Consider the following 24,510-nt stretch of genomic DNA (forward strand, 5'->3'; position numbering starts at 1 on the left):
TCCATGTTTTGATGTGCGTGATAACTGTGTTGATTGCGTCCGTGAATTGACTGGTTGCCAAGGAGAAACCCATGCAAAAGATCACCCCGTTTTTGTGGTTCGATGGCAAGGCCGAGGAGGCCATGAACTTTTATCTCTCCGTTTTCAAGAACTCAAAAGCCGTCAGCGTGACCCGCCACGGAGACGCCGGCCCTGGTTCAAAGGGATCGGTGATGAGCGCCATCTTCGAGCTTGACGGCGTGGAGTTTTACGCGTTGAACGGCGGCCCGATGTTCACGTTCACACCGGCTATTTCGTTCTTCGTGAAATGCGAAACTCAACCGGAGATCGACGAGTATTGGGAAAAGCTCTCCGAGGGAGGCGCCAAAAACAGATGCGGCTGGTTGCAGGACAAATTCGGCGTGTCGTGGCAGATCGTTCCCACCGTGCTGGGCGAGCTTCTGCAAGGCAAGGACGCCGACAAATCCAAGCGGGTCATGCAAGCCATGTTGCAAATGGACAAGCTGGATATCAGCGCCTTGAAGAAAGCCGCTGAGTGATGACAGGTTATTGCCTTTGCGCTTTGACGCTGGGCGCCGACTGCTAGCATTTCGGCTGTCCGGCTGAGAATCACAAGCTGTGGCTGTAGAACATAAAGTCCTTTAATATGAAACGGAAAATTCAAGATTTTAGAATTGCATTTACAAGCAAATAAACCTCGCTGCACGGATTTTGGTCTTCTGGTTTGTCGCCTCGATCAATGCCTGGTTTTCGAAGTTTTTCGGCGCGAGTGCATGCTTCAGTAGCACGGGTTACGACCTCACAAAAATCGCAACTGCCCTTTTGATAATCGGTCAAGTGATCTTTTAATACATGAACCATGCCGTCACAATCCATGGTTGCTGTGTCATTTTCCTCAAAATGGAGCAGTACCCAATACTCAAAGCATTTGGTAGATATGGCGAGTTTGATGTCGTTCGCTTTAGCTTTATTGCGAGCATTATTGATCTTGCTGCCGTAATCACCATCAATCACACACCAAATTTGATCAAATGGCTCATCCTCGGTTTTATTATTCATCTCCTTAATTTCAATTGCTCGCTCTACTACTTGAATAGGTTGCGTTTTTCCACCACTTCCGGCGATACGGATAGAAGATGCAGTAAGGTTGTAATGTTTTTTGAGCGCGTTAAAATAATTAGGCGCGGACTTGTCATCTTCGCAAACGATTAAAAATCGTTTTTCTAGATCTCGCACGCCACGGAGTCGTTGAAGTTGTTCATTTAGTGCCACGACTTTTTTGGATAGAGGCTTCTTGAATTTTCTGCCTTTGCTCATAGCGATAGCTTCTCCACGCCGGGAATTGCGCCGTACATGCCGGACAGATAGCGTTTGCGAATATTATGTACTGGCCGTGCCTCATCTTTAAATTCTGCTAATGAGTAGAGTTCAGACTCGCCCTTGGAGTTTTTTTTCGCAAAATAAACCTGATCTCGTCGAAGTGCCGGAGGCTGGCCGTCACAGCTTTCTAAGAGGCCCGCATCATGGGTGGTAAAAATAAGTTGTGATCGCACACGGTCTGTCGGGGCGTCATTGACGGCGCGGACCAGTCTGTCGAGCAATTTTGGATGCAAACTCGCGCTCAATTCATCGGCCAGCAGAGTGATTGGTTTATTTGCCAATATCCACCAATCACCCGCAATGTTGAACAGTTTTTTGGTTCCAGAAGACTCATCCGAAAAATCAATGGCCTGAACCGTGCTTCCTTGATGCAAAAATGAAACTATAACTCTAGAGTCTGGAAATTTGAAGCCACCACCTGATTTTTCAATCTCTTCTTTGATTGCGATAGGAAATGTGAAATTTTCTCGGCGAGTGTTAACATCACAAATTCCCACGTCCGCAGGTCGTATGAGATGATTCATGATCCATTCGCGATATTCGGCGTCATCGGCAAATCTTTCATCTTTCGTGCTTGGAAGTGAAATCGTCAGCCCCGCTGCCGCCGAATAATCTTCATGTCGAGTAGCGTTCCGAATCGTTTTGTAATAGGGCTGCACAGATTCTTTTCCCTTGTGAGGGCCATGTTGTGCAAGTTTTGACAGCACAGAAACATTAGGCTGCATCTCTTTGACGTACAATCGATTTGCATCGCTCCGTGATATTAATGATCCGCGAATTTCTCCGGAAGGATTTCGTTCAATAAGTTTTGTTTCGCGATTTTGGTTCAGTACTGAGAGTGTTTCTCGCAAAATTGCATTGGCAACGTAGCTGATCTCATATCGGAGTATTGAGTTTTTATACACAACATCGCAACCTAGCTCTATTGGAGAAGTTTTCGATTCGCTATCAAGCGAAAATGGTTCGTATGGAGGAATTTTAGAGCCAGGCTTTGATTGCGGACTGGAATCAGTGGCTAGCCACCGCAGCGCGTGAGCAGCTAGCAACGCCGTCGATTTTCCCGATGCGTTGGGGCCATAAATTGCCACAGTGCGCAATAATTGAAGCGGTTCGGACATCCCAGTGATTGGAACTTCAATTACTCCTCTGTGACGGTCTTCTTCGCGTTTTAGGTCGGCCGCGACCATAGATAGCTCGAATTTGCCCTTAAAAGAGCGAAAATTGCTACCATAGAGCCTCACGAGCATACATATCTCCAGACCATTCGGTTTTTACAAACCGCGCAAGATTCCTGCGCACTTTAGTTGTAGCTTGGTGCGATTGTTTTGTCCAGCAACCTTGCTAGAGGTTACAAATGGGGTTTTTCAAGGCTGATTTGGAAATAATGGAGAATTCGCTAGAAATTACTTTGGCATTCGCTTCCAGTACATGAGCGACCAATTCCCGGCCAAATCGCTGGTAGAGTTTTGATGCCTGATGAGCAGGCGATAGTAGCTCGGGCCGTAGATTATGTCGATGTTTCTCTTGAACTCGTCGTTTTTTGTGGCCCGCAAAAATCATGTTGTTGTGAAGGCCCGGCGGTTGCTCATGTGGCGGCCCCGGTATTCCTTGAGAATCGTCAGATCGCTTTGCCCTTCGGCGATGATCTCGGCGACGAAAGTCATTTAGAGATGACCGTTTTCATCCATCTTTGCTTTTGTCCGCTTGAATTGTTTTCTTGTTTGAATTTGTATTCAATCCATGGCGAAAAATAGTTTTGCTTTGATGAGCTTTTTTGTCCGATTCGTGGCATCTCGATTTTGGGTAAGATGACATCAACCCGTTTTTCCCAAGCGAGGACTCTCCCGTGAACAGTCGAATTTTGAGCGATGCCGCCGTGGCCGAGTATCACGAACAGGGTTTTCACGTGGCCCGGAAGATTTTTGATGTCGGGGAGATCGACCTGTTACACCGGGCGGCCAAGGAGGATCACGAACTGGACAAACGCTCCTTCGGCCGGGCCGACGGGGAGGGGGGAACCGTCCGGCTTTCGCTGTGGAACCATCCGGGGGACGGCATTTACGGCATGTTCGCTCGCTGCGAGCGGCTGGCAGGGTCGGCCGCGAAGATTTTGGGCGGAGAAGTTTACCACTACCACTCGAAGATGATTATGAAGGATGCCAAGGTCGGCGGGGCGTGGACGTGGCATCAGGATTACGGGTATTGGTACCAAAACGGAGTTCTTCAACCATTGCTGACCAGTGTGATGATCGCCGTGGACCGGGCCACCAAGGAAAACGGCTGCTTGCAGGTGATCGCCGGGTCGCACCATTGCGGCCGGATCGACCACATCTTAAAGGGTGAACAGGCTGGGGCCGACCGGGAGCGTGTGGAGGAAATTGCAAAGCGAATGAAAATTGTGCATGTCGAAATGGAACCGGGGGATGCCGTTTTCTTCCATGCCAATTTATTGCACCGGTCGGATCAAAACCGCTCGGACCATGCCCGGTGGGCGATGATCTGTTGTTACAATGCGGCCCGCAACGATCCGTTTAAGGATTCGCATCATCCCCGGTATACACCGTTGCATGTCGTGCCGGATTCGGCGATCATGGAGGTGGGCGTCAAACGGTTTTCGGACGATGCCGCCGATGTGTCATGGCTGGAGGACAACCGGGACCGCAGCGCCTCAATTCTCGCCCGCCCCCCGCAGCCGCAGGAGTGATCGGCACGGGGTTTGCTTTTATCTCTCTCGCCCCCGCGAACGGAGTGAACCATGTACGAAACGTATGACGCCGCGACGGATCGAAACGACCAGCTTGTGATGCTTCTATGGCTTGGAGGAGGCACAGGAGCCTGTGCGTCAGCCTTTTCGTATGGGCTGGTGATTCTCGGCCTGATCTAAAACGCCCCGGCGACGTTGAATTTCAACCAGCCGCACATCGTTTAACCACATCTGTGACGAACAAAGACCAAGAGCCTCCGCATCCGCGTTGAGGCTCTTGGTCTTTTGCGTAGGAGGCTGCCGACAAAACCAATTGTGACGGTTTTGTCGGCTTTCCCGCATCGTCGGGCAGTCCGCTTCTCAAAAGTCCGGCAGCTTGATTTTGTCGCCCTTCTTCAAAGCCGACTCGTGGGCGCAGATGCCAACGGCCGTCCAGTTGGCGCTGGTCGGGGCGTCCGGGAAGGCGGGTTGCTTGCCGAGGCAGGCCATCACGAAATTGTGAACCAAGTGCGGGTGCGAACCGCCGTGGCCGCCTCCTTGAACAAAACTCAGGTGGGTGGTGTCATGGATCGCCCCGGTATACTTGCGAATCGGTTCCGGCAGCCGGCCGGCGTAGTCGGGAACCTTCACGCGGCGGGGAATCTGCCCTTCCGGCAGTCCCTTGGTGTGCAACACCGGGTCTTCCCCCTCGACGGCCTGCCACTCGAAGCTCACCCGGCTGGCCATCACGTCGAAGCTCTCCCGATATTGCCGGGCGGTGTCGAACAGACTCCGCGTCACTTCGGCGGCCACGTCCGACCCTTTGATCGCGAACGTCGCGCTCTCGATGGCAAACGGGCTGTTGTACTTCGCAATCAGGTTCTCGCTGATCCGGCCGGACCCGTGACACACCACATGCTCGGCCAGCGCCGGTTTGCCGGGTTCGCTGACAATCGCCAGACACGGGCTGACGCAGTGCGTCGCGTACCACATCGGCGGCAAGCCGGGCCAGTATTCCGGCCAACCATCCATGTCTTGCTGGTGCGACCCGCGCAGAAACTGGATGCGGCCAAGCACCCCCCGGTCGTATAGTTCTTTCACGAACAAATATTCCCGGCTGTAAACGACGGTTTCCATCATCATGTACACCGTGCCAGCCTTACGCTGGGCCTGGCAGAGTTCATGAAGCTCGTCGATGGTCGTCGCCATTGGCACGGTGCAGGCGACGTGCTTGCCCGCCTTGATGGCCGCGAGGCTTTGCGAAGCGTGATCGGGAATCGGGCTGTTGATGTGGACCGCGTCGATGTCCGGGTCTTTCAAAAGCTCGGCATAATCCGTGAAGAGTTTCTTGATGCCGAATTTCTCGCCGGCCCGGTCAAGTTCCGCCTTGTTTCGCCGGCAAAGGGCGACGATCTCGGCGTCCGGATGGTCTTTGTAGATCGGGATGAACTCCGCCCCGAAACCGAGGCCGATGATCGCCACTCGCAATTTCCTGGCCATGACAGCGAACCACTTTCCAAATGCGGGAGAGAGGATGTTGGGTCGAGAATACCGCCCCGCGTGCCTGACGGCAATCGGCGAGAGGGATGAAAATCCGTAACCCGCCCGCCATTGCCGGGTTGAACATCGATAGCCGATTCGCCGATCATTCGAGGGAAATCATTATGCGTGCGTTTGCCGGGTCGGCCTTGCTCGTTGGCGTTTTGTTGGTGCTTGGTTGCGGGAGACCAATGGGCGGCCCGGCCGAATTGCAAGCCGCCGAGCCGGCCCCGGCGGTTCATGGGGAATTTGCCAGCGAGAAAGTCTCGGTTGGTAATGCGAGCCGGGTATATCGGCTGGTTGTGCCGAAATCCGTCGATCTGGCCAAATCGGCCCCGCTGGTAGTCGCCTTTCACGGCATGGGCATCGACAGCAAAGACCTGATGCCCAACTACACGAAACTCAACGACACGGCCACGAAACATGGATTCATCATCGCCTATCCGGAGGCCATCGGCCGGAGTTGGGGGCTGGCGCCAGAGAAGGTGAAAAACGATCTCGCGTTTTTCGACGCGCTGACCGACCAGCTCAAAGCCCGATACAAGATCGACACCAATCGGATTTACGTCCTCGGGATGTCCAACGGCGGCTACTTCGCCCATCTTGTCGGCAAGGAACGCTCCAAGACCGTCGCGGCTGTGGCCTCCCACTCGGGACCACTGGGATTGCAGACCCTCGGCGGGGTAAACGCCGACCGCAAATTCCCGGTCATCATCATTCACGGGGACAAGGACCGGTTGCTCTCCGTCGATTTCGCCCGCGAGAATCGCGACAAGTACAAGAAGGAAGGGCATCCCGTCGAATATGTCGAGCTATCCGGCGTGGGCCACATGTGGGGCACAAAGGCTGACGTAAATGAGACGATCTGGAAGTTCTTCGCCGATCATCCGCTCAACAAGAAGTGAGATGGTTAATTGGCCTTGCCGGCCGCGTCCCTGACCTGTTGGGTGGTCGGCAAGCGTTGTTCAAGTCGATGGATATTTCGCGGGCTGTCATAGGTGTCGCGGTAATCGGCCGTGCGATGGCCCCCGCCTTCCAGCCGGTGGACATATTCCATAAAGCTCGCGGTGAGAATCAGTTGCCCGGCCACCAACGCGGCCAGACAAATCCGGCCAATTCGCCGGGAGGATTCGGAGCCATATCCCACCGCGTGATACGCCAGCCAGATCGCCATGATCGGAAAGCACACCATCAAATAATGCCGGAAAAACGGCAGGAATGAGATGGTGAGCAACAAGCCGTAACCCCACACGACCGCGTTGGTCAACGTCCGCGTCGGGGTGGATTCCACGGGTTCCCGCCGACGCCAGCGTTGAACGCACAGCAGCAAGATCGTCAGCCCGGCGGCCACCATCACCCCTTGGAGGGCGAACAGCAAATAAGTGGGTTTTCCATCCCAGAATGGCTGGCCGAGGAAATCCATCACCCCGTCACCAAGGGCGTGTTTGAAGCCAATCCCAAGTGGTTGCGTGATCCAATGAGTGTAAAACTTCATGGATAACAGATTATCCCATACAAATGTGTCGGCCGGCGTCTTTTCCTTGGCGCTCGTCATGTACGATAGCCAATTCAACATCGGCAACACGCCGACGGCGCTCCCGGCCAGCCACCAACGCCACCGCACCGAGGCCCGGTCCTTCCAGAGCATCCACCCGACGATTCCGGCTGACATGATGAAGCCGGGCATGTGAACCTGCCCGATCAAGGCCCCGATCAGTCCCCAAATGAACGCCCCCGCGCGACGGTCCCGGTACCACCAGCCGATCCACATGATGACCAGCGGAATGGGAAACAACGAAGGGGGCCAGATTTTGCGTTGAAACCGCACATCGACTGGGTTGACGGCCGCGAGAAACACGGCCCAGATCCACACTTCCCGCTGACCGGCCGGTATGCACCACCAGACAAAACCCGCGAGAAGCAACAAGGCGATGGCATTGCAGACTTGCACGCCCCGAACCAAATCCACTGGCGTGGCGGCGGGGCAAACCCGATCAAGGGCGACAAACACCCAGACGCTCATGCCGGGGTTTAACACCTTCCGGCTGGAGGGCATCCCCAGCGGCGGGATCTTCCCGGTTTCGCGGGCCGTTCGCACCATGTCAAACGTCCACGCCTCGTCCATCTTGTATTCGATGTCCCCCGGCCAGGCGAGGCGCAAGGCCCCGCCGATGAAGACGGCCAGCAACAGCAGGGCCGCCTCAAGTCCGGTGGCCGATCCTTGGCGCAGACGCGAGAGCATGAGACTGGCGGTTATCGGCAATTTCGCCGGATGTGTCAAGACAGGGTGAAATTGACACTCACTTGATATCTTCCAGCAAATGCCCGAGCTTGTCCTTCTTGGTCTGAAGGTAATGGGCGTTGTTCGGATTCGATGGAATTTGAATCGGCAGACGGTCCACGATCTTCAGCCCGTAACTGTCGAGGCCGATGATCTTCTTCGGGTTGTTCGTCAGCAGACGAATTTCCCGCACGCCGAGGTCGAAAAGAATTTGGGCGCCCAGACCATAATGCCGGAGGTCGGCCGGGAAGCCGAGGCGCTGGTTGGCCTCCACGGTGTCCAAACCTTCTTCTTGTTGCAACTTGTAAGCCTTAAGCTTGTTCAACAGGCCGATGCCCCGGCCTTCCTGCCGCATGTACAGCAACACGCCCCGGCCGGCCTCGGCGATCTGCCGCATCGAGTGCGAGAGTTGGGAGCCGCAATCGCACAGGGCGCTTTGTAGCGTGTCCCCGGTGAGGCATTCGCTGTGGACGCGGACCAGCACAGGGTCGCGCTGCACCGGGGTGACGCCGTTCTCTTCCTTGCCGATGCCGCCGACCGTCAGGGCCAGGTGAAGTTCCTTGTCCACAATGGACGAATAGGCAAACAAGTCGAAGGTGCCGAGGGCAGTCGGCAGTTTCAGGCTCAGTTCGCGGGTAACGAGTTTTTCGCGTTGCCGCCGGTATTTGATGAGATCGGCGATGGAACACATCTTCAGGTCGTGCTTCGCGCAAAATTCAACCAAGTCCGGCATCCGGGCCATGTGGCCGTCCTCGCGGACAACTTCGCAGATCACGGCCGCCGATTTCATCCCGGCCAGCCGGGCGAGATCGACGCTCCCCTCGGTGTGTCCGGCCCGCACCAGCACGCCCCCCTCGCGGGCGCGCAGACCATCGAGGTGGCCTTTGTCGAACACCAGATCCCCGTGGGTGGCGTTGTCCGCGATGGCGGTTTGGATGCTGGTCGCCCGGTCGAACGCCGAGATGCCGGTGGTGACTCCCTCGCGGGCGTCAAAATTATGCGTAAACGGCGTGGCGCTTGGGTCCAGATTCACTCCGGGGAGCAACTGCAACCCGACCCGGTCGCACATCTCGCCGGACATCGCCAGACACAACCGGCCGCACGCCTGCCGGATCATGAAGTTGACGGCCTGCGGTGTCACCGCCTCGGCCGCGATGACGACATCCCCCTCGTTCTCCCGGTGTTCGTCGTCCACGAGGACGATCATCTTCCCGGCCTTGAGATCCGCGATGGCTTCATCAATGGTGCAGACGGCGTGCGGCATCGGATATCCTTCTTGGGCGGTAATCAGCAACCACATTTATTGTAAGCGTTTGGGAGGGCCACCGGAAAAGTAAGCACAAACGGCCTCAACCCCTCTTAGATGCTTCCAACCGAATAATGGGTTCGGAAACGCAAAGACCCGCGGCCAAAGCCACGGGTCATGCTTGCTATCTTGTGTTCAGCCAACGATCAGTCTTCGAGGTTGACCTTCTTCATTTGAAGGAACAGCCCCTTCTTGTCCTCGGACTTGGTGAGGAGGAACTGCTCGGCCTCGGCCTTCTGGTTGAACGGGAAGGATTCCAGTTCTTTGCTGGAGTTGTCCAGCACTACCCAGACGGCCTTTTGCCGGACGGCCTTCTTTGAAGAGCGAGCCCGCTTGACGGGAGCCTTTTTGGGCTTCGCCTTCGCCTTGGCTTTTTTCTTCTTCTTTTTGGGGCCGTCCTCATCGTCGTCGTCGTCGTCGTCATCACCGGCGTCGTCGTCTTCGGCCGCCTCTTCTTCAACTTCGGCCGCCTCCTCGCCGTCCTCGTCCTCGTCCTCGTCCTCGTCCTCGTCCTCGTCGGCATCATCTAGTTCTTCGTCTTCAGCCTTTTCCGGTTCCTCGTCGTCCGGTCGTGGGCCGGCGCCCTTCTTGCGTCCCGCCATGCGGCATCTCCTCTGTCAGCGAACAGCCTTGGGTGTTTTCCCCGGACAATCATGTTGATTTAACAATCCAAGGGGTTTTTGGCAACCGGACAGGTTGGGTTGTCCGGGCCGACATCACCCCCTCATCCGTTCCCACAGAAGCAACGAGGTGATAGTTTTGGCATCCTTGATTGTGCCATCAAGGGCCATTTTGATCGCATCGACCCATGCCACCGTGACCGGTTCCAGTTCCTCGTCCGCCTCCGGCCGGGGCGGTCCGGGGGTGAGATCCTCGGCCACGAAGAGGTGCAATTTCTCATCCATCACGCCGGGGGAGGCGTAGAGATAATTCAAATAAGTCCACTTCCCGGCGACATACCCGGTCTCCTCGGCCAGTTCCCGGACGGCCGCCTCCTGAATCGGCTCTCCCGGCTCTAGCGTCCCGGCCGGAATCTCCCACAGGGTTTCCCCGATCACGAACCGGAAGTTCCGCAGGATGCAAATATGGTCCCGGTCAATGACCGGCAAAATGACGACCGCCCCCGGATGCAGGATCATGTCCCGCCGGATGACCTCCCCGTTCGGCCCGGCGCTGGTGTCAACCGCCACCTTGATCTTGCGGCCTTGGTGAATGATCTCTCGGGGCATGGTGGGTTCCTTGTGTTGATAAAGAGATCGTGAAGCCGCGACGCGGAGGTTTTGCGAAGCGGAGCGCGGACTTCCGGTACTCAACCGCTGAAGTGATGGCAATCATATGACGCGAGATGTCCTCGCTTCGCTGCGCAAAGCCTCCGCGTCGCGGCTTCACGATGAACCACGTTGTTGATCCACTGTAAAATAGCCTTGAGTCAGCTCTATTTTCGTCTCTGAAAACGGGCCAAATATCAGCGGATTGTGCAGAAGGGAGCTGCATTATGCCAAAATCATTTGGGCAGGTGGGTGTAATCACCGGGGAATTCGCATGGGTGGTGTCCAGTTTTGGGCCGGAAATTGACCGGTTTTGAGCGGAAAATGGGAAAATAGTGGTCCCAGAGGGGGTTCTGGAGGCCGTTTTGAACACTTTTTTGACCGATTTTTTTCCCGAATCGGTGATTTTCTGAAAGGGCCAAGAGCCTCGAAATTTGTGAAAAAAGGCTCTTGGAAACCGCCATTCCCGTTGGGGCCGGAAATCAGATTTTCCACTTCTCGCGGGGTTCGCGGGATACCAGTTTGTTGGCCTCGGCATCATCGAATTGTTCCTTCACCGGATCCCAGCGGAGCTTTTTCCGCAACTGGTAGCCGATGTTGGTCAGGTGGCAGACGGTGGCCGAGCGGTGGCCGGTTTCGGCGACGCAGATCGGTTGCTTGCGGCTTCGCACACACTCCACCCAATTGCGTTTGTGATCGTGCGACGGGTACGTGTGCCATTCCGATTCGCCGATGGGAGTCTTCACGATCTCCATCGGGTCGCTTTCGAGCTTGTTCCGCCAGACACGGATGGTCCCCTTTTCACCGATGAATTCGCAATCGACACTGCCGCCGTGGATCATCTCGGTGCCGTTGGCGTAGATCAATTTCAGCCCGCGAAGATCCTTCTCGGGGGGAATGATTTCCACCGGGCCGGAGTTGTCCATGTCCAAAGCCCATTGGGCGATGTCAAAATGGTGGGCACCCATGTCCGCGACGCCGCCGCCGGCGTATTCGCGGTATTCCCGCCAGGCCGGGAAGTGGCCGTGGACGCCCTTGGGGCAAAGAATCTCGTTGTAACCGCGTTCGGGCGCCGGCCCGAGCCACACATCCCAATCCGTTCCCTTGGGAACATCCTGCGTTGGCAGATCGCATGGCTTCGACGGATTGCCGACGCCGATCTTGATGGTCTTCACCTTGCCGATGCGGCCATTGCGAACCAGTTCGACGGCCGTGCGGAAGTAGTTGTTGAACTCGCTGCGCTGCTGGCTGCCGGTCTGGAAGATGATGCCCGACTTGGCCACTTCGCCGACAAGCCGGCGTCCCTCGGCGATGTCGTGAGTCAGCGGCTTTTCGCAGTAAATGTCCTTCTTCCCTCGCGCCGCCAAGATTGAGGTGATGGTGTGCCAGTGGTCCGGCGTGGCGATCACGACGGCATCCAGGTCCTTGTGGGCCAGCAGATCCCGGAAGTCGGCGTAGGTGGCGCAGGCCGTGGTCTGGCCCTTTTTGTTCTTCGAGAAATGGTTGTCCACCCGTTTTTGGGCGTCTTCGCGCCGCTCGGCCACCACATCGCACACGGCGACGACTTGAACATCCTTCATGCCGAGAAAGCCGCCGAGATGGCCCCGGCCCATCGTGCCGACGCCGATGAAGCCGAGATTCAACTTTTCGTTCGGGGAGACTTTCTTGGGTTCTTCGCCAAGCAGGGGAAAGGCAACGGCGGCGGAGGCTCCTGTTGCGAGGAACTGTCGCCGGGAGAGAGACGAACGCATGGCATTCCTTCAAAGTGGTGATGATGGGTGGATGCGCCCAGATTAACCGACCCGAAATGGAATCGCAACCGGCGCGTGACAAGTTTTCCGGAGGATGGTAAACTAAAACCCTGCCTGCCAACCCAAACCTCTCTCCACGGAATTCCATCAATGAAGTTCTTGTCAATCATGCTGTTGCTGGCCGTCTGCGTCACGGCTCGCGCGGAAGACTGGCCGCAATTTTTGGGGCCGAAGGGGGACGGACACTATTCCGGCCCCAAACTCCCGACCGAGTGGGGCACGGTGAAAAACGTGGCGTGGAAGACGCCGATCCCCGGCAAGGGATGGTCCACGCCGATCTTTTCCAAGGGCAAACTGTTCCTCACCTCGGCCGTACCGGTGGAGAACAACGACCAATCCCTGCACGCGATCTGTGTGGACGCGAAAACCGGCAAGGTTGACTGGGATTTTGAAGTTTTCAAACAACCGGCGGCCTCCTCCCCGAAGATCCACGGCAAGAACTCGCACGCGAGTTCCACGCCGGCGACCGACGGCCAGACGGTGTTCGTCCACTTCGGCCACGGAGGGACCGCCGCCCTGGACTTCGCCGGCAAGGTTCTTTGGACGCGCACCGGCATCTACGAAAAACCGGTCCACGGCAACGGCGGTTCGCCCATCTTGGTGGACAACGCCCTTGTGTTCAGTTGCGACGGCACGGACAAACAAATGGTGATCGCCCTCGACCAGAAGACGGGCAAGACCCTGTGGGAGACCCCCCGGAACAACAAGGCAACGAAGCCGTTTTCGTTCACCACCCCCCAATTGTTTGAACAGAACGGCAAACGATTGGTTCTCAGCGGCGGCAGCAACGTCCTGATGGCGGTCAACCCGGCTGACGGCAAGGAAGTTTGGCGCGCCCCCTACAACGGCTATTCGGTGATTCCCCGGCCCATTGTGGGTGATGGTTTGGTGTACATCAGCACCGGCTACGACAGCCCGGTGGTCCACGCGGTGAAACTGGACGCCACCGGAGACGCGACCAAGCGGGAATTCGCCTGGTCCGTGAAGAAGGGGGCGCCCAACACGCCCTCTCTGTTGCTGGTCGGAGCCGAGTTGTACATGCTCTCCGATGGCGGCGTGTTCACCTGCCTCGACGCCAAAACCGGCGACGTGATCTATTCCGAACGGGTGAAGGGCCAGTATTCGGCCTCCATGCTGTATGCCGACGGCAAGATTTACCTGACGAGTGAAACCGGCAACGGCACCCTGCTGGCGGCCGGAAAGAAATTCAACCTGCTCGGCGAGTTTGACATGAAGGAAAAGACCTTCGCCACCCCCATCGGCGTGGACGGGGCGTTGTACATCCGCACCGAAACACAACTCTACAAGTTCTTAAACCCGGTGAAGTAAGGCCCGCGCGGAGACAGGTGACACGGAGACAAGGTGACACGGTGACACGACAATGGGACGGGCCTGAAGTTTTTGAACGCTTGTTCACAGTGCTATTTTAAAAAACAAGGCGTTTTGTCAATTTTTCCAGCATCGGAATTGTCAAGTCAAACCGCGTCTGATAATCTTTCAGTAGTAGTATCGGGCCTGTCACCCGATTTAATTGGCAATCTGGCCAATCCTACCCAAAGGGGTGGCCAGTCAAATCTCTTGCCATCTCTCTGCTATCACTTTTCTTGACAGGGAATACTCATGAGTTTGGTTAAATCGTATTGGCTTGAGCAACAGGAGCGTGAAGCCGCAGCCGCCCGAATCGCCGTTCAAGCCGGGGTACTATTGGAGTGTTCGTACTGCGGCGAATTGATCGATTTGTTTGGTGATATCACTGATGCCTATCGGCTTGCCAACCACCTCATTTCCAAAGGTGAAGGCGGCCTTGGCTCAAATCGTCGCGCCGTCACAGATGCCATCAAGGCAGCGGTAGACAACGCCGGGTTCGAGTGCCGTTGTGATGCCACATGGCGTCGGGATGGCGTGTGAAAGTGCGGTAACAATGTGTCAGGTGGGATATGACCATTGTCTTCACCGCCGTTATTCTTCGTTCTTCATCGCGGGACCGTTATTCATGGACTCCGCGATGAAGAACGAAGAATGACGGCGGTTTTTCCCACTTACTTCACAAGAGGCGGGAGCAGGGCTCGGAGTGAGGTGTTCCTCAAGCATTGTCTTTTGTTGGGATTGTGAAGGCAGTTTTCTTATCCAGTCTTGGTGGTGAATAAACGTCCACTATAATGAAGACAGATTTGGTTCGACAAATAATTGCGACTCGTCACGCCTCACATCCACGAACCAAACACTGAGGCGATGCCCCGGAGCCCTTCCATGTCGGAAATGTTCTTCAGCGAGCAGACCGAACAGTCCGCAGTCAAAGCCGCGCTGGTGGCCAAATATTTTCCCGCCTATATGCGGGTCATCGCCAGTGCCCAAATGCGGTATGGCGGTGACCGCATCGCTTACATCGATTTATTTTCGGGGCCGGGGCGGTACGAGGATGGGTCGCAGTCCACGCCCGTCAAAATTATTGAGCAGGCCATCGACGACGCGGAAATGCGAAAGCGGTTGGTGGCGATCTTCAATGACAAAGACGAGAAAAACGTTCAGTCGCTCCAGACGACTTTGAATGCCCTGCCAAACTATGGAACCCTCAAGTATCCACCGCAAATCCATCATGGGGAAGTCGGGGAGGAGATCGTCAAGCGTTTTGAGTCTATGAAACTCGTCCCTACCCTCTTTTTCGTGGACCCTTGGGGTTACAAAGGGATGACGCTCCGGCTCATCAACTCGGTTTTGAAAGATTGGGGGTGCGACTGTTTTTTCTTCTTCAATTACAACCGCATCAACATGGGGATCGTAAATGACGCCGTCGAAAAGCACATGGACGCTCTTTTTGGGGTGGACCGCGCCAATTCCCTTCGTGCAAAGTTCGCCGACAAGTCCTTGAGCCCGTTCGAGCGGGAGGCGTTCATCGTCGAAGAAATGTGCTTGGCACTAAAAGAGATGGGTGGAAAATTCGTGCTCCCGTTCCGATTTCATAATGACAAGGGCACACGCATCACGCATCACCTGTTCTTCGTAACCAAGAACTTCATGGGCTACAAAATCATGAAGCAGATCATGTACGACCACAGCAGCGGGAAGAGCGAGGGAATAGTCAATTTCGAGTACAACCCGGCCGATGTGAGGCAACCACTGTTGTTTGAATTCTTGAGGCCCGTCGAAGACCTGGGTCCCATGATGTTGGATCACTTTGCCGGACAGACGCTGGACATTGAGGAGATTTACGAAAAACATAGCGTTGGCCGACCGTTTGTGCTAAAGCACTACCGAGAAATTCTTTGTGCGTTGGAGCAAAACGGAGACGTGACGATGTCCCGTCCATGCCCTCCCAGAAAAAAAGGAACCTTGGCACCAGATGTCAAAGTCACGTTCCCGCCCAAATAGGAGATAGCCATGTCCGCACTCTCGACAATTGAATGGACTGACGCCACGTGGAATCCGGTGCGGGGCTGCACCCGGATCAGTCCGGGATGCGTTCATTGTTACGCTGCGACATTTGCCGAGCGGTTTCGCGGGGTGCCCGGTCATCCTTACGAGCAGGGGTTCGACCTGCGACTCGTGCCTGAGAAATTGGCCGAGCCTCTGAAGTGGGGAGCGGCGAAAGCGATTTTCGTCAACTCGATGAGTGACCTGTTCCACAAGGATGTGCCGGACGATTACATCGAGCAGGTCGCGAGGGTCATGGAAGCGGGCAACTGGCATACGTACCAAGTGCTGACCAAGCGGCCTGAGCGGATGCGGGAACTGTTGAAGGGACGACTCGCGTTTGCGGCCGATCTGCCTCATGTCTGGTGGGGAACGAGCGTTGAGAACCGGCGGCATGGCCTACCGCGAGTTGATCTTCTCAGGAACACGCCGGCCCAAGTCCGCTTTCTGTCCGTGGAACCGCTGTTGGAGGATTTGGGCACCATCGACTTGTCTGGCATCGACTGGGTGATCGTCGGCGGGGAGAGTGGGGCCGGGGCTCGGCTGATGCAGCATGAATGGGTCGCAAACCTTCGGGACCAGTGCGCCAACCAACGCACTTTGTTTTTCTTCAAGCAATGGGGAGGAGTTCGCAAGTCTCAAACAGGCCGTGAACTGGATGGCCGAACGTATGACAGCATGCCCGATCGGCCGACAGTAACTATTCCATCGGCTAGCGAGCGAAAAGCTCTCGTGGATGCCATCAATCGCGGTCGTGTGCCTCTGACTGTTGTTTGACTCGCTCGTTTTTCGAGAATCAATGTAGTTCCTCTCTCATCCTTCGTTCTTCATCCTTGTACGAGTGGCCGCTGTTCATATAGTGAGAGTTTCGCTCAATCCTCTAGACCGACGGCTTGCGGGATGGAACTTTCCCTCATTATCGATCAAATGGCGGACGCCATTGGTGAGATCAACACCAATTCCACTCCGGCGAGACGGCTCGTCGGCGGGGGGGTGGTGGTTGACGCCAAGTGTCGTCTTCTGATGGTCTACTCCGATTTCGCCTACCAAGGCTGGCACTTCCCCAAAGGGGGGTTGGACGAAGGGGAAAATTCGCTCCAAGCCGCCATTCGCGAAGTGTTTGAGGAATCCGGCGGCGTGAAAGCGAAGCCGTTCTCCGGGAACATCAAGTTTGAATTGCAACCCGGCCGGGTTTACCGCGAACCGATCGGTTTCGGTTCCTCGCGGGCCGAAGCGGTCGAGGACGAACCCTCGGAAAAGATCAGCCTCGGGGCTTACCAATTGCTGGTCGAGGCCGCCAAGGAAGCCCGCATCGACCTGGATGAACTGCACAAGCACCGCTACACGATTTTCGACGCCTTGGTCGAACGGGAAATCCCCGTTTCGTGGGTGACGGTGCCGACCTATCACCTGCTGGCCTACGAAAGCGGCAAAGCGACCCCGACGGCCGAGACGCAGGCCGTGGAATGGCAGCCCGCCCTCAACATCCGCGACATGCGGCCCCCCGGCAAAGGCAGCGGCAAGCCCCGCCTCGGTGGTGCCACCCGTACCCTTCTCGACTGGCCGAAGTTCATGGAACTCGTCGAAGCCTGCAAGGCCGAGGCGAAAGAAGCGATTTGATCTGACGAGCCGAATGGCTCGTTTTTTATCTTGGCGAGCCATTCGGCTCGCCAAAACATTAACCTTGCCTAATTCACTTCGCCTTCGGAGCCGCCTGAACCGGCTTGGCCATTGCCCCCGCCCGGACGCCGCCCATCATGAAGAACGAGGTCGGACCGCCCAAGAATCCGAATTGCAGGCTGTAATTCAGCGTCAGGTGCAGTTTTTCGCCGCCGGTCAGGTCCAGCGTCATCCCAGCGGTCTTTTCGTTTTTTTCCATTGAATCCAGCATTGTCTTCATGATGCCGGTCGGGCCTTCGTCGTCGTTGCCGAAGGCCTCGGGGGGAAGCAATTTCTTCATCATCTGGGCAGTCTTCTTCGGGTTGCCCGAACTGTCATACGCGGCACTGGGGGCCGGTTTCAGGGCGGCGGTTTCCGCGAGGGCCTTTTTGGCGTCCGGGCCATAGGCGAAGTAAATCGCGTTTTTGCCGACGCCGATGTAAACAGTTTGGTCTTTCCCGAAGAAATTTTGCAATCCGTCCGGCCCGTCCTGAACGCGGATTTCATGCAGATTTAATTCGCCCAGTTTGCCCGCATCCATCTTGATCCACTTTTGAATCTCTTCCGGGGCCGCCTTCAACGCCGTTTTTGCCGCTTTTTCCAAGTCGGCCGTCTCTTGCATTTGAATCCCGCCCACCGCTGTGTAATGGCCGTCTTTGTTGGGGCCGCGAAGCACCAAACCCAAGTCCATTTCCCCGGTTTTGAGCGTCGCCAGCAGCGACTTGAACCCGGCTTCCGTCAGGGCGATCATTTCGGGCGAGCCGATCTTCGCGACCTCGCCAACGGCCGCTTTTTCGCCGAGCGTCACCAGTTTCACCAAGACTTCCTGAATGTCCTCGTGGAACAACGGGGCTGACAACATCATCCATTGCACCGCATCCTTTGTGATCAGGCCTGCAAAGGCGTTTGTGGAGGCCGGGCGGCGGGCGATGGCGGCCGCGAGGGCCGTTTTCGGCATGGCTTCCAAGGCGATGTCAAATTTGAGGCTGGCGGTCTTCGGGTCCGCGTCGAGCCGGAAGGTGATTTCTTTTCCCTGATCGGCGAACAATCGCAGCCAGCGGATGCCGAGCGATTGCAGGATGTTGACCATCTCTTTCGACTCGGCCGTCGTGATCGCTTCCTTGCCCTGATCGATGAACTCGTTAAGGTTGGCCACCAAAAATTTCTTCAATTCCGGCGGCATCCGGTCAACCTTTAAGGTGATAAACGCCGGGGATTTGTCCTTCTCGTTAATGACTTCCTTGGGGGGAAGAATGGTCTTGGGGGCCAGGGCGTCGGCGCCGCCGAGACTGAAATAAGCATACCCTTCGTTGAATTTCAGATGGACCGGAAACGGCATCCCCGCGCCGGTGGCGACGATGAACGTCCCCTCCTCCGGAGACTTCTCGGTTTTAATGTTCAATTCGCCGATTCGGTTGAGAAACTCTTCTTGGTTCTTGACGGGAATCATGATGACGAGCCGGCATTTTTTCAGGTCGGCGTCGGCGAGGCCATAGAGGGCGAACGGCTTGCTCGGGTCGATGGAGGGAAAGTTGTCCGGCGAGATGGAGCGAAGCCCCTCCTTCTCAAACTCGGCGAGGAGCTTGTCCCCGCCCAACGATTTTGTCCCTTCACGGACCATTGCCACCATGTCGTTCCAAGAGCGGGCCTGGCCGACAAGGGCCGGACCGGCGGTTCGTTCGTCCGGTCGCGGGGCCGCCGTCAGGGGGGCGGCCAGGCCAAGCACGAGTCCGGCCATCAGCGGAAAAGTCATTCGCATGAGTCACCTCGGGGTGTGTTACGATGTGATTCGCATATCTTATGGTGGGATTGCCATCTATTTGCGGGAAAAAAGCCATGACCGCCGCCGAGTTACATACCCATGCCGTGGAGTTTTTTCGGGGGTTGCAGGATCGCATCTGCGCCGGATTGGAACAAGCGGACGGCGAGGGCCGGTTCCGCGAAGACACTTGGGTCCGCGCGGAGGGGGGCGGCGGCCGGTCCCGTGTGATGGAAAACGGCGGTGTTTTCGAGAAGGGCGGAGTGAACTTTTCCGAAGTTCATGGCGTGATGACCCCGGAATTCGCCAAGCAGATCCCCGGCGAGGGATTGAACTTCACCGCCACCGGCCTCTCATTGGTGCTGCATCCCCGCAATCCGCATATCCCCACGGTGCATGCCAACTTCCGTTATCTCACGAAGGGGGGCCATTGGTGGTTCGGCGGCGGCGGTGACCTCACCCCCTACTATCCCGTGCTGGAGGATGTCGCCCACTTTCACCGCACTTGGAAAACCGTCTGCGACCGGCACGCCCCGCTCACCGATCACGCGGCAATGAAGCACGCCTGCGACGAGTATTTCTTCCTGCCGCACCGGCAGGAAGCCCGCGGCGTCGGCGGCATCTTCTTCGACTACAAATCCGGCGACATGCCCGCTTGGCTGGCCTTCGTCAAGGAAGCGGCCGAGGCCTTTCTGCCCAGTTATCTGCCGATCGTGGAGCGACGCAAAGACACCCCTTTTGCGGACGAACAACGGCGATTTCAGGAATACCGCCGGGGGCGATACGTCGAGTTCAACCTGATCTATGATCGCGGCACGATCTTCGGACTGAAGACCAACGGCCGGGTGGAATCCATTCTGATGTCCCTGCCGCCGACGGTTCGCTATTGGTATGATTACAAACCCGAACCCGGCAGCCCGGAGGCCCGGCTCACCGAATATTGGCTAAAGCCGAAAGACTGGATCGGGCTCGCGAATTCATGATGCTTTCCGGCGTCATCGCCTGACGGCACTGCTTTCCTGATCCAAACAGATTCACTGACCGCTTTTCGACGTGTCCGCATCACATCTGATTTTTCAAGCATCACCTGAATTTGGGGGCGGGCATTGCGGCCCGCGCCTGAAAATCATTCTGATCCAGAATCAATCGCGCCCTAGGTTTTTGCTGGTTGACCGACACCCTCCTCTCCGCATGGAAGGTCCGCGAAAATGCAGGTGCGCTCACCCGGCGCCGAAGTGGTCGTTTCCCGGTTGCCTTCCATTCAGGGAGAGCGACGTCGGGAACTCATTGACTTGATTCCGCAACTTGTGCTGGTGATTGATGACAACGGCCAGTTGGCGGAGGCCAATCACCGGTTCCTAGAAGCCACGGGGCTGGAATACGGCACGTTCGCCCCATGGGGCCGGTTGCTCAGCGTCGAGGACGCCTGGGGGTTTCAGACCGCATGGATGGCCGCTTTCCAGACAAACGAACCGTTTGAATTCACGGGCCGCCTCACGTGCGCCGGTCCCGTGGCGGGCCAATGGTTTCTTTTCCAGTTCCGGCCGTCGGGGATCGCGAAACAAGATCGCCGCTGGTACGGCACGATGACGGAACTTCGGGACCGCCAGCCGATCCAGCGAGAAATTGACGGAGTCAACAGCCAGTTGAACAGCCGGTTGATCGCCAGGCCGGTCTCCTCGCTCACGACGAACAAATCCACCGGTTCCGTTGACAAATACCGGCGGCGAAGCGAACTGCTTTCGGAGATTCTCGACAGCCTGCTCGAAGGCGTTGTTCTGCTGGATGCCGGCGGAAATGTCCAACAGGCGAACGAGGCCGCGCGGGATTTGTTCGGGCCGGAGTTGCTGGCGCGCCCGGTTGGCGACTGGCCCTCCTTTGGGTTGATTCTCCGGGCCGATCAGACGCCCGCCGGAATAACCGATCTGCCAGTCTGTCTCGCCCTTGACGGGGAGGAGACGCCCGAGAAAGAGTTGTGGCTGAACGCCCCGGACGATACTCGCCTTCGCTGCGAAATGCGGGCGATTCCGCTGGGAGACTCCAACGGCCATGTTCGCGGAGCCGTGCTGGTCTGCCGCGACGTGACCGAACGCCGCCGGATGGAGGAGCAACTCAGCCATCTCCAAAAATTGGAGGCCATCGGCCATCTGTCGGCCGGGATCGCCCACGAGATCAACACGCCGCTGCAATATGTGGGGGACAACCTTCGGTTCCTTTTGGAAGCCTTCGGGGAACTCACCGCCGACCGCGACGAATCGGACTTCCTGCGGAAAGAAGTTCCCACGGCGATCTCCCAGAGCGTCGAGGGGGTGGAGCATGTGGCGGCCATCGTCCGCGCCATGAAGGAATTTGCCGGAACCGGTCCGGAGGACGCGATGGTCGTCTCGCTGAACCGGGTTGTGGAAAATGTGCTGGCTGTCACGCGGAACGCCTGGAAGTTTGGCGTGGAGGTCACCCTCGATCTCGAGGCCGGCCTGTCGGCGATTCCCGGTTACGCCCGTGATCTGAATCAGGCGGTGTATCACCTGTTCATGAACGCCGTCGAGGCCGTGCGGGAATCCCCCGGCGGGACCGGTTCGATTATCCTGCGGACGCGAAGCCTTGAGAACAGCGTGCAATTATCCGTGGGAGACAGCGGGACGGGGATTGCCCCGGATATCCGGGCGTATGTGTTCAATCCGTTTTTCACGACCAAAGCCCCCGGCCGCCATTCGGGCCAAGGGTTGACTCATGTGTTGGCCGCCGTGATCCAACGGCATCATGGATCGGTTGAATTGGAAACCAGTGAGCTGGGCGGGGTGAATATGATCGTCCGTCTGCCGCGTGAATGGTGAGGAGAGCCGCGTGACTCGGGTGATGATTGTTGACGACGAATCGCTGGTGCTCGGGACGCTGCGCCGGATGCTGGCGCTGCGGTTGCGGGACGCGGACATCCGCACATCCCACCAACCGCTGGCCGCCCGGCAAGAACTCCTGCGAGAGCCGGTTGACATTCTCGTGACCGACCGGAACATGCCGGGGATTTCCGGCGAGGAACTCATCCGCGACGTGAAACGGGCCAGCCCGGACACCGTCTGCGTGCTGTTGACGGGCGATGAGGCGAAAACGCCTTGGTTCTCCCCGACAGGTTGCTTCGCCTGCCTCGGCAAGCCCGTGAATCTGGCGGTGCTGGGCGAAACGGTCCGGCAGGCGATGGAGGTCTCCACGGCGGCGAAAGACCCGGGAACCCGGAAGGTCCTTGACATGCTGGCCAAGGCGATGCCCCCCGCCGCCGGGGAATTGCCCCACGACGGGCGCGGCTCCGGGCGGCGCTGGCTGGAAGCCTGCGGCGCAACGGTCGGCCTGGGCGGGGCGGGGCTGAATTCTTCCGCATCCGTGCTGAAAATCATGAGCAGCGATTTCCTGCCCGCGCTGGCTGTTGTGACAGGTTTTGTGGAACAATTGTCGATGGTGGCAGATCGTCCGGTGATCGAGCGTCACTGGCGGGAAATGCTCGCCCTTGCGGGCGTTGCCCGAAGAACCGTCGCGTCCGCGGGGGCCGACGAGTCCGAACAGCTCACGGTTCAGTTGCGGGAATTCAGCACGGGAATCGGCGCCATGCTTGGCGAATTGTCCGGGGCGGCGCCGGACAAGATCGGCCTCGCCTTGTTCGCCCGCCTCGGTTTCACCCAGGCGGTGTTCGGTTGTCCGGTTCCTCTGAGGGGTTGATCGCAACAATTGCTTTTATTCCGAATTCCAAGTTATCAAGCTCCGAGTTTGACATGAACGACCGCGTGCTGTTTGTGGACGACGACGCCAATCTGCTCGCCTCGTTTCGGCGGCAGTTTGGCCGGGAGTTCCGCGTCGAAACCGCGTCCGATGGCAACGAGGCCATCCGCACGCTCAACGACAAGGGACCGTTCGCCGTCGTCGTTTCCGATCTCCGCATGCCGGGGATGAGCGGCACGGAACTGCTGAAAAAAACCCATGTGATGTTCCCGGACACCACGCGCATTCTTTTGACCGGCTACGCCGACTTGCAGTCCGCCCTTGATGCGGTGAATCATGGCAACGTCTTCAGGTTGCTCACCAAGCCCGCCTCTCCTGAGTCGCTGCGGCTGGCCATCAACACCGGCCGGGAGCAGCATCAATTGAAGATGGATCAGCGGGATTTGCTGGAGGGAACCCTTAGCGGATCGCTGAAGGTGCTGAGCGAAGTGTTGTCGCTCATCAGCCCGGAGGCCTTCGGCCGGACCAACCGTCTTCGCAAAGTCGTCAACAAACTGGCCGACATCTTAAAGATCCGGGAACGCTGGCAGATCGACGCGGCCGCCATGCTCGCGCTGATCGGCTTTGTGTCAATCCCTGAAGGTGTCCTGCACCGGCATGTCCTGAGCCTTCGGCTGACGCTGGATGAGGAAGACATGATCCGCCGTCATCCGCAGGTGGGCCACGAACTTCTGGTGGCCATTCCCCGGATGAAAGAGGTGGCCGACATCGTCTTGTATCAGAACCGCCGATACGACGGTTGGGACGACACCGGCCTGACGGCGAGCGGCCCGGCGATCCCGATGGGCTCCCGGCTGCTTAAGGTGGCGCTCGACTTCGACGAGGCGATGCAGAAGGGACTCGGCCCGCGCGGGGCTTTTCAACAGTTGGAAAACCATCCAATGTATTACGACCCGCGAGTCCTTGAGGCGCTGCGAGAGGCCGTCGCCATGGACGACCCGAACAAACTGGTCACGATTCGCGTGGATCAGGTGAAAGCCGGAATGATCCTGCATCTTGGGCTGTTCAACAACTTCGGCGTGCGACTGGTCGCCGAGGGGACGGAAGTCACCCCGGCGCTCCTGAGCCGCATCTTGGGAATGGCCTCGCGCGGCATGGTGACGGAACCCTTCATCGTGCAACTGCCCCCCGAGTTGGCCGCCGAGATGGACATCCCCGCCGAGATACCACACACCGACTTGGTCGGCGCCGGGCGGTGAGAAACCGCCTTGCTTCTTCCGGTAGAAAAGCTCGCCAAACAATCAGCGCCTTGCTTAAGGTGCTGACATTTCACCGCTTCACAGAGCCCTCTTCGACCCCGCAGGTAATGTCCGGCCGTCTCGCGACGGGGCAATGCGAGCAATTCTGCCTAAATGGACTTTGAAAACCGTCAGGTTTTCCGCACAACCAGCGCCATCAAATTGCCTTGTTGTTCAGGTGGTAATTTAAGGGATGGGTAATTTATGATGGCTATTGCCATCACAAATTGCGGGCGTGAGACGCCCAGTGGCGAAGGTCGTCACACAGTGATTTCCAAAAATGTTTTGGGAAGCCGTTGACATGCGAATGCGGGAGCATAGAAATGTAACTCGCGACGAAGGTTTGTGTGGTTTGCGAAACAAACGACAGGGACCAAAGTCGGTGGAAAGCGGGGTTGAAACACCCC

At 57.3% G+C, this 24,510-nt stretch carries 23 protein-coding genes; 14 read left to right on the forward strand and 9 right to left on the reverse strand.

Annotation, left to right across the window (positions count from 1 at the left end):
• The first annotated feature begins 71 nt into the window (after positions 1 to 71).
• Positions 72 to 539 carry a VOC family protein gene (locus tag BGIM_RS0143990; protein WP_020475956.1) on the forward strand — a complete coding sequence of 156 codons (468 nt, stop codon included), beginning with the start codon at positions 72 to 74 and terminating at the stop codon, positions 537 to 539.
• A gap of 121 nt (positions 540 to 660) precedes the next feature.
• On the opposite strand, the gene BGIM_RS60850 is transcribed toward BGIM_RS0143990, so the two are convergent.
• Both BGIM_RS60850 and BGIM_RS60855 read right to left on the reverse strand, forming a co-directional pair.
• Complete coding sequence (locus BGIM_RS60850) at positions 661 to 1,317, reverse strand: RloB family protein (RefSeq protein ID WP_020475957.1); 657 nt, start codon at positions 1,315 to 1,317, stop codon at positions 661 to 663.
• Complete coding sequence (locus BGIM_RS60855) at positions 1,314 to 2,627, reverse strand: AAA family ATPase (RefSeq protein ID WP_072022327.1); 1,314 nt, start codon at positions 2,625 to 2,627, stop codon at positions 1,314 to 1,316. The genes BGIM_RS60850 and BGIM_RS60855 overlap by 4 nt, the downstream gene beginning before the upstream one ends.
• 222 nt (positions 2,628 to 2,849) lie before the next feature.
• Between BGIM_RS60855 and BGIM_RS64210 the strand changes: the two genes are divergently transcribed.
• The 3 genes from BGIM_RS64210 to BGIM_RS67975 all read left to right on the forward strand — a co-directional run bounded on the left by BGIM_RS64210 (position 2,850) and on the right by BGIM_RS67975 (position 4,264).
• Positions 2,850 to 3,134: a hypothetical protein gene (locus tag BGIM_RS64210; protein WP_157369899.1), complete on the forward strand. Its 285-nt coding sequence runs from the start codon at positions 2,850 to 2,852 to the stop codon at positions 3,132 to 3,134.
• Between the two features lie 92 nt (positions 3,135 to 3,226).
• Positions 3,227 to 4,084, forward strand: coding sequence for a phytanoyl-CoA dioxygenase family protein (locus tag BGIM_RS0144025; RefSeq protein ID WP_020475961.1), 858 nt, complete (start codon positions 3,227 to 3,229; stop codon positions 4,082 to 4,084).
• Between the two features lie 51 nt (positions 4,085 to 4,135).
• Positions 4,136 to 4,264 (forward strand): hypothetical protein, encoded by a 129-nt coding sequence (locus BGIM_RS67975; RefSeq protein WP_020475962.1) that lies wholly within the window; start codon positions 4,136 to 4,138, stop codon positions 4,262 to 4,264.
• Between the two features lie 180 nt (positions 4,265 to 4,444).
• On the opposite strand, the gene BGIM_RS0144030 is transcribed toward BGIM_RS67975, so the two are convergent.
• A complete protein-coding gene (locus BGIM_RS0144030) occupies positions 4,445 to 5,563 on the reverse strand; it encodes a Gfo/Idh/MocA family protein (RefSeq protein ID WP_020475963.1) in 1,119 nt (372 codons plus the stop codon).
• A gap of 86 nt (positions 5,564 to 5,649) precedes the next feature.
• Between BGIM_RS0144030 and BGIM_RS59400 the strand changes: the two genes are divergently transcribed.
• Positions 5,650 to 6,507, forward strand: a complete 858-nt coding sequence (locus BGIM_RS59400; protein WP_020475964.1) for an alpha/beta hydrolase family esterase — start codon at positions 5,650 to 5,652, stop codon at positions 6,505 to 6,507.
• Between the two features lie 5 nt (positions 6,508 to 6,512).
• Here the strand turns inward: BGIM_RS59400 and BGIM_RS0144040 are convergent, their stop codons facing one another.
• The 5 genes from BGIM_RS0144040 to BGIM_RS0144065 form a co-directional block, all read right to left on the reverse strand.
• Positions 6,513 to 7,844: a hypothetical protein gene (locus BGIM_RS0144040; RefSeq protein ID WP_020475965.1), complete on the reverse strand. Its 1,332-nt coding sequence runs from the start codon at positions 7,842 to 7,844 to the stop codon at positions 6,513 to 6,515.
• A 58-nt stretch (positions 7,845 to 7,902) separates the two neighbouring features.
• A complete protein-coding gene (ribA, locus tag BGIM_RS0144045) occupies positions 7,903 to 9,183 on the reverse strand; it encodes a GTP cyclohydrolase II (RefSeq protein WP_020475966.1) in 1,281 nt (426 codons plus the stop codon).
• A gap of 152 nt (positions 9,184 to 9,335) precedes the next feature.
• Positions 9,336 to 9,791 carry a hypothetical protein gene (locus BGIM_RS65335; RefSeq protein ID WP_020475967.1) on the reverse strand — a complete coding sequence of 152 codons (456 nt, stop codon included), beginning with the start codon at positions 9,789 to 9,791 and terminating at the stop codon, positions 9,336 to 9,338.
• Positions 9,792 to 9,905: 114 nt separating this feature from the next.
• Entirely contained in the window at positions 9,906 to 10,418 is a 513-nt protein-coding gene (locus BGIM_RS0144055) for an NUDIX hydrolase (RefSeq protein WP_020475968.1), read from the reverse strand.
• 521 nt (positions 10,419 to 10,939) lie between these two features.
• A complete protein-coding gene (locus BGIM_RS0144065; protein ID WP_020475970.1) occupies positions 10,940 to 12,208 on the reverse strand; it encodes a Gfo/Idh/MocA family protein in 1,269 nt (422 codons plus the stop codon).
• A 150-nt stretch (positions 12,209 to 12,358) separates the two neighbouring features.
• Here BGIM_RS0144065 and BGIM_RS0144070 point away from each other — a divergent pair, with 150 nt between their 5' ends.
• The 5 genes from BGIM_RS0144070 (at position 12,359) to BGIM_RS55785 (ending at position 17,299) form a co-directional block, all read left to right on the forward strand.
• Complete coding sequence (locus BGIM_RS0144070) at positions 12,359 to 13,597, forward strand: PQQ-binding-like beta-propeller repeat protein (protein WP_020475971.1); 1,239 nt, start codon at positions 12,359 to 12,361, stop codon at positions 13,595 to 13,597.
• A 291-nt stretch (positions 13,598 to 13,888) separates the two neighbouring features.
• Positions 13,889 to 14,176: a hypothetical protein gene (locus BGIM_RS0144075; RefSeq protein WP_020475972.1), complete on the forward strand. Its 288-nt coding sequence runs from the start codon at positions 13,889 to 13,891 to the stop codon at positions 14,174 to 14,176.
• Between the two features lie 342 nt (positions 14,177 to 14,518).
• Positions 14,519 to 15,637: a three-Cys-motif partner protein TcmP gene (locus BGIM_RS0144080; RefSeq protein WP_020475973.1), complete on the forward strand. Its 1,119-nt coding sequence runs from the start codon at positions 14,519 to 14,521 to the stop codon at positions 15,635 to 15,637.
• A gap of 9 nt (positions 15,638 to 15,646) precedes the next feature.
• Positions 15,647 to 16,456: a DUF5131 family protein gene (locus BGIM_RS0144085; protein ID WP_020475974.1), complete on the forward strand. Its 810-nt coding sequence runs from the start codon at positions 15,647 to 15,649 to the stop codon at positions 16,454 to 16,456.
• A 123-nt stretch (positions 16,457 to 16,579) separates the two neighbouring features.
• Positions 16,580 to 17,299 (forward strand): NUDIX hydrolase, encoded by a 720-nt coding sequence (locus BGIM_RS55785; protein WP_020475975.1) that lies wholly within the window; start codon positions 16,580 to 16,582, stop codon positions 17,297 to 17,299.
• Positions 17,300 to 17,372: 73 nt separating this feature from the next.
• Here the strand turns inward: BGIM_RS55785 and BGIM_RS0144095 are convergent, their stop codons facing one another.
• A complete protein-coding gene (locus BGIM_RS0144095; RefSeq protein ID WP_020475976.1) occupies positions 17,373 to 19,097 on the reverse strand; it encodes a hypothetical protein in 1,725 nt (574 codons plus the stop codon).
• Between the two features lie 77 nt (positions 19,098 to 19,174).
• Here BGIM_RS0144095 and hemF point away from each other — a divergent pair, with 77 nt between their 5' ends.
• The 4 genes from hemF (at position 19,175) to BGIM_RS55795 (ending at position 24,064) form a co-directional block, all read left to right on the forward strand.
• Entirely contained in the window at positions 19,175 to 20,080 is a 906-nt protein-coding gene (gene hemF, locus BGIM_RS0144100; RefSeq protein ID WP_020475977.1) for an oxygen-dependent coproporphyrinogen oxidase, read from the forward strand.
• Between the two features lie 225 nt (positions 20,081 to 20,305).
• A complete protein-coding gene (locus tag BGIM_RS0144105) occupies positions 20,306 to 21,931 on the forward strand; it encodes a PAS domain-containing sensor histidine kinase (RefSeq protein ID WP_020475978.1) in 1,626 nt (541 codons plus the stop codon).
• 10 nt (positions 21,932 to 21,941) lie between these two features.
• On the forward strand, positions 21,942 to 22,805 hold the full coding sequence (locus tag BGIM_RS59405; protein ID WP_157369901.1) for a response regulator: 864 nt from the start codon (positions 21,942 to 21,944) through the stop codon (positions 22,803 to 22,805).
• Between the two features lie 53 nt (positions 22,806 to 22,858).
• A complete protein-coding gene (locus tag BGIM_RS55795; protein ID WP_020475980.1) occupies positions 22,859 to 24,064 on the forward strand; it encodes an HD domain-containing phosphohydrolase in 1,206 nt (401 codons plus the stop codon).
• Positions 24,065 to 24,510 lie beyond the last annotated feature (446 nt).

Origin of the sequence: Zavarzinella formosa DSM 19928 (genome assembly GCF_000255705.1) — a bacterium.
Lineage (GTDB): Bacteria > Planctomycetota > Planctomycetia > Gemmatales > Gemmataceae > Zavarzinella > Zavarzinella formosa.

Excerpts from the sequence above, each read along its gene's own strand:
- BGIM_RS0144055 (WP_020475968.1), bottom strand. The coding sequence starts at position 10,418 with ATGCCCCGAGAGATCATTCACCAAGGCCGCAAGATCAAGGTGGCGGTT.
- BGIM_RS0144065 (WP_020475970.1), bottom strand. The coding sequence starts at position 12,208 with ATGCGTTCGTCTCTCTCCCGGCGACAGTTCCTCGCAACAGGAGCCTCC.
- BGIM_RS0144040 (WP_020475965.1), bottom strand. The coding sequence starts at position 7,844 with ATGCTCTCGCGTCTGCGCCAAGGATCGGCCACCGGACTTGAGGCGGCC.
- BGIM_RS0144080 (WP_020475973.1), top strand. The coding sequence starts at position 14,519 with ATGTCGGAAATGTTCTTCAGCGAGCAGACCGAACAGTCCGCAGTCAAA.
- BGIM_RS0144105 (WP_020475978.1), top strand. The coding sequence starts at position 20,306 with ATGCAGGTGCGCTCACCCGGCGCCGAAGTGGTCGTTTCCCGGTTGCCT.
- BGIM_RS0144075 (WP_020475972.1), top strand. The coding sequence starts at position 13,889 with ATGAGTTTGGTTAAATCGTATTGGCTTGAGCAACAGGAGCGTGAAGCC.
- ribA (WP_020475966.1), bottom strand. The coding sequence starts at position 9,183 with ATGTGGTTGCTGATTACCGCCCAAGAAGGATATCCGATGCCGCACGCC.
- BGIM_RS0144085 (WP_020475974.1), top strand. The coding sequence starts at position 15,647 with ATGTCCGCACTCTCGACAATTGAATGGACTGACGCCACGTGGAATCCG.
- BGIM_RS67975 (WP_020475962.1), top strand. The coding sequence starts at position 4,136 with ATGTACGAAACGTATGACGCCGCGACGGATCGAAACGACCAGCTTGTG.
- BGIM_RS65335 (WP_020475967.1), bottom strand. The coding sequence starts at position 9,791 with ATGGCGGGACGCAAGAAGGGCGCCGGCCCACGACCGGACGACGAGGAA.
- BGIM_RS60850 (WP_020475957.1), bottom strand. The coding sequence starts at position 1,317 with ATGAGCAAAGGCAGAAAATTCAAGAAGCCTCTATCCAAAAAAGTCGTG.
- BGIM_RS0144070 (WP_020475971.1), top strand. The coding sequence starts at position 12,359 with ATGAAGTTCTTGTCAATCATGCTGTTGCTGGCCGTCTGCGTCACGGCT.
- BGIM_RS64210 (WP_157369899.1), top strand. The coding sequence starts at position 2,850 with ATGCCTGATGAGCAGGCGATAGTAGCTCGGGCCGTAGATTATGTCGAT.
- BGIM_RS0143990 (WP_020475956.1), top strand. The coding sequence starts at position 72 with ATGCAAAAGATCACCCCGTTTTTGTGGTTCGATGGCAAGGCCGAGGAG.
- BGIM_RS60855 (WP_072022327.1), bottom strand. The coding sequence starts at position 2,627 with ATGCTCGTGAGGCTCTATGGTAGCAATTTTCGCTCTTTTAAGGGCAAA.
- BGIM_RS0144030 (WP_020475963.1), bottom strand. The coding sequence starts at position 5,563 with ATGGCCAGGAAATTGCGAGTGGCGATCATCGGCCTCGGTTTCGGGGCG.
- BGIM_RS59400 (WP_020475964.1), top strand. The coding sequence starts at position 5,650 with ATGAAAATCCGTAACCCGCCCGCCATTGCCGGGTTGAACATCGATAGC.
- hemF (WP_020475977.1), top strand. The coding sequence starts at position 19,175 with ATGACCGCCGCCGAGTTACATACCCATGCCGTGGAGTTTTTTCGGGGG.
- BGIM_RS55795 (WP_020475980.1), top strand. The coding sequence starts at position 22,859 with ATGAACGACCGCGTGCTGTTTGTGGACGACGACGCCAATCTGCTCGCC.
- BGIM_RS55785 (WP_020475975.1), top strand. The coding sequence starts at position 16,580 with ATGGAACTTTCCCTCATTATCGATCAAATGGCGGACGCCATTGGTGAG.
- BGIM_RS0144095 (WP_020475976.1), bottom strand. The coding sequence starts at position 19,097 with ATGCGAATGACTTTTCCGCTGATGGCCGGACTCGTGCTTGGCCTGGCC.